Annotated in this window: 1 protein-coding gene; it reads right to left on the bottom strand. The window is 59.2% G+C overall.

Annotated features, from left to right (window positions below):
- On the bottom strand, nt 1-4,195 hold a 4,195-nt coding region (locus ACIQ2L_RS13535), incomplete at both ends, for a beta strand repeat-containing protein (RefSeq protein ID WP_396159715.1).

Genomic DNA, 4,195 nt, shown 5'->3' with positions numbered 1-4,195 from the left:
GTCGGCACCAAATTCAAGGCGACATTAGAGACCACGTAGTCGTATGCGGCGGCATTAACCCCATTGACATCCAACGCCCCTCCCGTACGCCCATCCACCCATTCCGTACCATCCATGTTGATCATGCTGCCATCGATTCCACGACCAGATGCATCCGAGACGCTAGTCGTGGAACGTTGGGTGGAATCCTGACCTACGTAGGAACCACTCCCGGTATCATCGAGTTTCCATTGCATCACCATACGTGACATGTTGACGACGACGTTGCCCGTGGCGGTCAGTGCGCCACCGGTGCCTTGGGCAGTGCTATTGTTGTCATTGAACGTCCAATCGATCTGGACCGAGGCAGGGAGAGCGTTGCTGGAGTTCGCATAGGCGATTTGCTGCATCGCCGAGTTGACCAGGGCGTTCGTGGCGCTGCTGTTGAGAGTCAAGACCAGCGAGCCGCCACTGTTGGTCGTGACCGTACCGATCGTTGTGCCGCCGACGGTCAGGTTGCCGCCCTGAGTCAAAGTCCCCAGCGTGCCGGTCGCCGAGAAGAGATCCTGTCCATTGGCCCCGCCATTGCGGACGAGGGTCAGCGTCGCGCCGCTGAAGTTGCTGCCGCTCAGCTCGGCATCAAACACGCGCACATTGCTGTCGAGGACCACCGGAGTGCCGTTCACGGTGTAGCTGACGCTGCCGCCGAGCGTCACAGCCCGATCGAACGTCGTATCGAGCGAGCCATCGGCGTTGTAACGCACCAGAGCGAAGTCGCTGTTCGCACCGTTGTAGCTCGAGCCCGCGACCACGATTTTTCCGTCGGTCTGCACCGTGACGCTTCGGCCCTGATCGGTACTCGTACCGATGGCAGTCGTAACCTTACCGCCGGTGCCGAAGCCGGTATCGAGCGAGCCATTGGCGTTGTAACGCACCAGCGCGAAGTCATCGTTGCTGCCGATGAGGCTGTATCCCCCGAGCAGGATCTTGCCGTCGGACTGCACGGTGACGCTAAAGGCCATGTCCCAAACGGTGCCGATGGCGGTGGTGACCCTGCCTCCGGTGCCGAAGGAGGTGTCCAGTGAGCCATTCGCGTTGTAGCGCACCAGCGCGAAGTCGTAGTTGCTACCGATGACGACGGCTCCCCCGAGCAGGATCTTGCCGTCGGACTGAACGATGACACTGTATCCGTGATCAGTACTTGTGCCGACGGCAGTCGTGACCTTCCCGGCGGTGCCGAAGGAGGTGTCCAGCGAGCCGTCCGTGTTGTAACGCACCACCGCGAAGTCCCTGTTGCTGCCGTTAAAACTGTATCCCCCAAGCAGGATCCCACCGTCGGGCTGCACCGTGACGCTGCACCCAAAATCGATACCCGGTCCGACGGCAGTGGTGACCTTCCCAGCGGTGCCGAAGGAGGTGTCGAGCGTGCCGTCAGCGTTGTAGCGCACCACCGCGAAGTCATCGGTGTTGCCGTTGGAGCTGTATCCCCCCCCCAGAAGGATTTTACCATCGGGCTGCACCGTTACGCTACTTGCAGAATCGTTACTGGTTCCGATGGCCGTGGTGACCTTCCCAGCGGTGCCGAAGGAGGTGTCGAGCGTGCCGTTGGCGTTGTAACGCACCAGCGCGAAGTCGCTGTTGCTGCCGATGTAGCTGCGTCCCCCGAGCAGGATCTTGCCGTCGGCCTGTACGGCGATGCTGTAGCTATCATCGCTGCCCGTCCCGATGTCGGTGGTAACTATGCCGCCGGTTCCGAAGGAGGTGTCGAGCGAGCCATCAACGTTGTAACGCACCAGCGCGAAATCGTTGTTGCTGCCAATGAGGGCATATCCCCCGAGCAGGATCTTGCCGTCAGACTGTACGGCTATGCTGTAGCTATCATCGTATGACCCGTTACTCGTGCCAATGGCGGTGGTGACGATGCCATCGCCGCTGAAGAACGTCGGCGCGTCGTTGACCGCCGTGACCGTGACGTCGGCTGTATCGCTGGCGGTGCTGAAGGCGCTCGTGCCACCAGTGACCACTGCGTACTGACCTTCACTCCCGCTGGTCTGGTCCCAGGCCCGGAAGGTGATCGCGTCGCTGACGCTGCCGTTCAGATCCCCGAACGGAATCAGCCGCAATTGCGCCGTCGGTCCGAGCAGCAGGGCAAGTTCATTGGTGGTGTTGTTGATCTGAGCCGCATCGATCGTCAGCCAACTCGTCCCACCGTTGACGCTGTACTGCCATGTGCCCAGGCTGGTATTGAGTCCCGTAATCGCGATTGCTTCCACCGCCGAGCCATCCGCGTCGGTGATACTGCCATCGACGACCAGCGCAGCCACCGTCACGCCGCTCGGGTTGGTGGCTCCTTCGAGGACGAGACCCATGGTCGGGCTGGCACTCGCATTCAATATCGGTGCATCATTCGTATTGGTAACCGAGACCGTGAGCACCTTGTCAAACGTCGCACCTGCCGCATCCGTCACGCGAACCGTAATGGTATGCGACGCATTGGTCTCAAAGTCGATCAAGCTGCCGTTGGCGACCGTCACCTGGCCGGTCGAGCTGTTAATCGCAAAGCGTCCGCCGGCGGTGTCCTGCAGACTGTAGGTCAGGTTCTCATAAGGATCCGCATCGATCGATGTGACTTGCCCCACGATCGTTCCATTCGACGAGTTCTCGGCGATGGTCATCACAGGCGTCGCTGTCTCAACGGCGTAGGCTTGCACATTGTCGAGCATGAAATCAACGGCGGTCGTCGAAGCGGAAGCATCGGCGAAGTACAAGGTGGTGACAGCCGAATCCGCGACAAAGGTGTAGCGATGGGTCAGGAATGTGGTCGGATTGGACGCGGCATCTGCTACCGTCTCGTCGAGGATGGTGTTGGCACCCTGAACCTTGAAGTTCAAAACCTGCGGAACGCCGGTTGTCCCATAGGCCCCTATGTCAAACAAAACCGTGTAGGCTGTGCCGGCAACGGTGTTGAAGGTCGTTGTCGCCACGCCATCATTTGGCTGATTGCTGCCACTGAAACCGATCGAGAAACTGCCGTCAGTCGCTCCCTGACTATTGATGCGACTCGTTCCGGCACCTGTTAGGGTCCAGCCATTCGTGTTGGTTTCGAGAGAGCCGTTGCTGATCAGATTGGTCGCGTCGATCACGCCCGTGTTGGTCGGTGCTTCATTCGTGTTGACAACGTTGATCGCGACCAACTGATCGCGGGTATTGCCTATGGAATCCGCGACGCGAACAGTCAATGAATGCTGCCGGGAAGTCTCGTAATCAAAGGCTGCTCCGGCCTTGACTCGGAGTTCATTTCCGTTGATTTCGAACAAGCTGCTCGAACCGACGATGGAATAGGCCAGAGACTCACCGCTGTCCGGATCGGCAGCCGAAAGTGTTCCGAGCACGGCTCCAGCGGCAGCATTTTCCATGACACTGCTAGAGACGCCCGCGGCAGCGCGAAATGCTGTCCCGGTCCACTCCACGATGGATTTTTCCGTGAAATGCGAGGGCCAGTCGAGCCAGCCATTCCACCAGCCAAAATGGGCCGCATAATCTTCACCGCCGGCATTGTTGGGCTCCCCGGAAGCCCATTTGGTATAAATCCCTGCGGCCGGAATGCCCTGGTCGTTGCCAGCCCAGAGTTGCAATCCTGCAAGATCACCGTTGTACCAGCGCCAAACCCCTTCCTGAGCGCGATCTGTCGCTCCAATCCAAGAAGATCCAAGCCACGACTGAGGAAGGGCAGCTTCAGCAGCGGAGTTGATGTTGATCAGCGTACCGGAGACGCCACCCAGGAAGCTTGCCTGGGCGTTGTCCATGGCAGCCTCCCAGGTCATCGCCGTGTTTACAATGGCATAGTATTTGTCGAAAGTAGCGTTGTAGACAGCCGAAGAGCCAGCGTTCGTGGTGGACCCGGTCAGAAGCAGAGATGTTGGAGTTTCATTCACATTGGTGACTGTAACTGCCATCAGCTTGTCTAAGGTCGCTCCGGAAAGATCCGTGGCTCGCACGGTGATGTTGTGTGAGGTGTTGGCTTCGAAGTTGAGCGAGCTGCCGTTAGCGACGGTAACTTGGCCTGTCGAGCTATTGATCGCAAAGCGCCCGCCCGCGGTATCGGTGAGGCTGTAAGTGAGCGTCTCTCCGCTGTCGACATCCTGACCGGTCACCGTCCCCACCACTGCGCCATTGGCCGAGTTTTCGGCGATGGTTAGGGTGCCAGTAATGTTAT

Origin of the sequence: Flavobacterium sp. (assembly GCF_044369455.1) — a bacterium.
Lineage (GTDB): Bacteria > Bacteroidota > Bacteroidia > Flavobacteriales > Flavobacteriaceae > Flavobacterium.
Note: the sequence above shows the minus strand (reverse complement) of the source record. Positions and strands in the feature narration are given on the sequence as shown.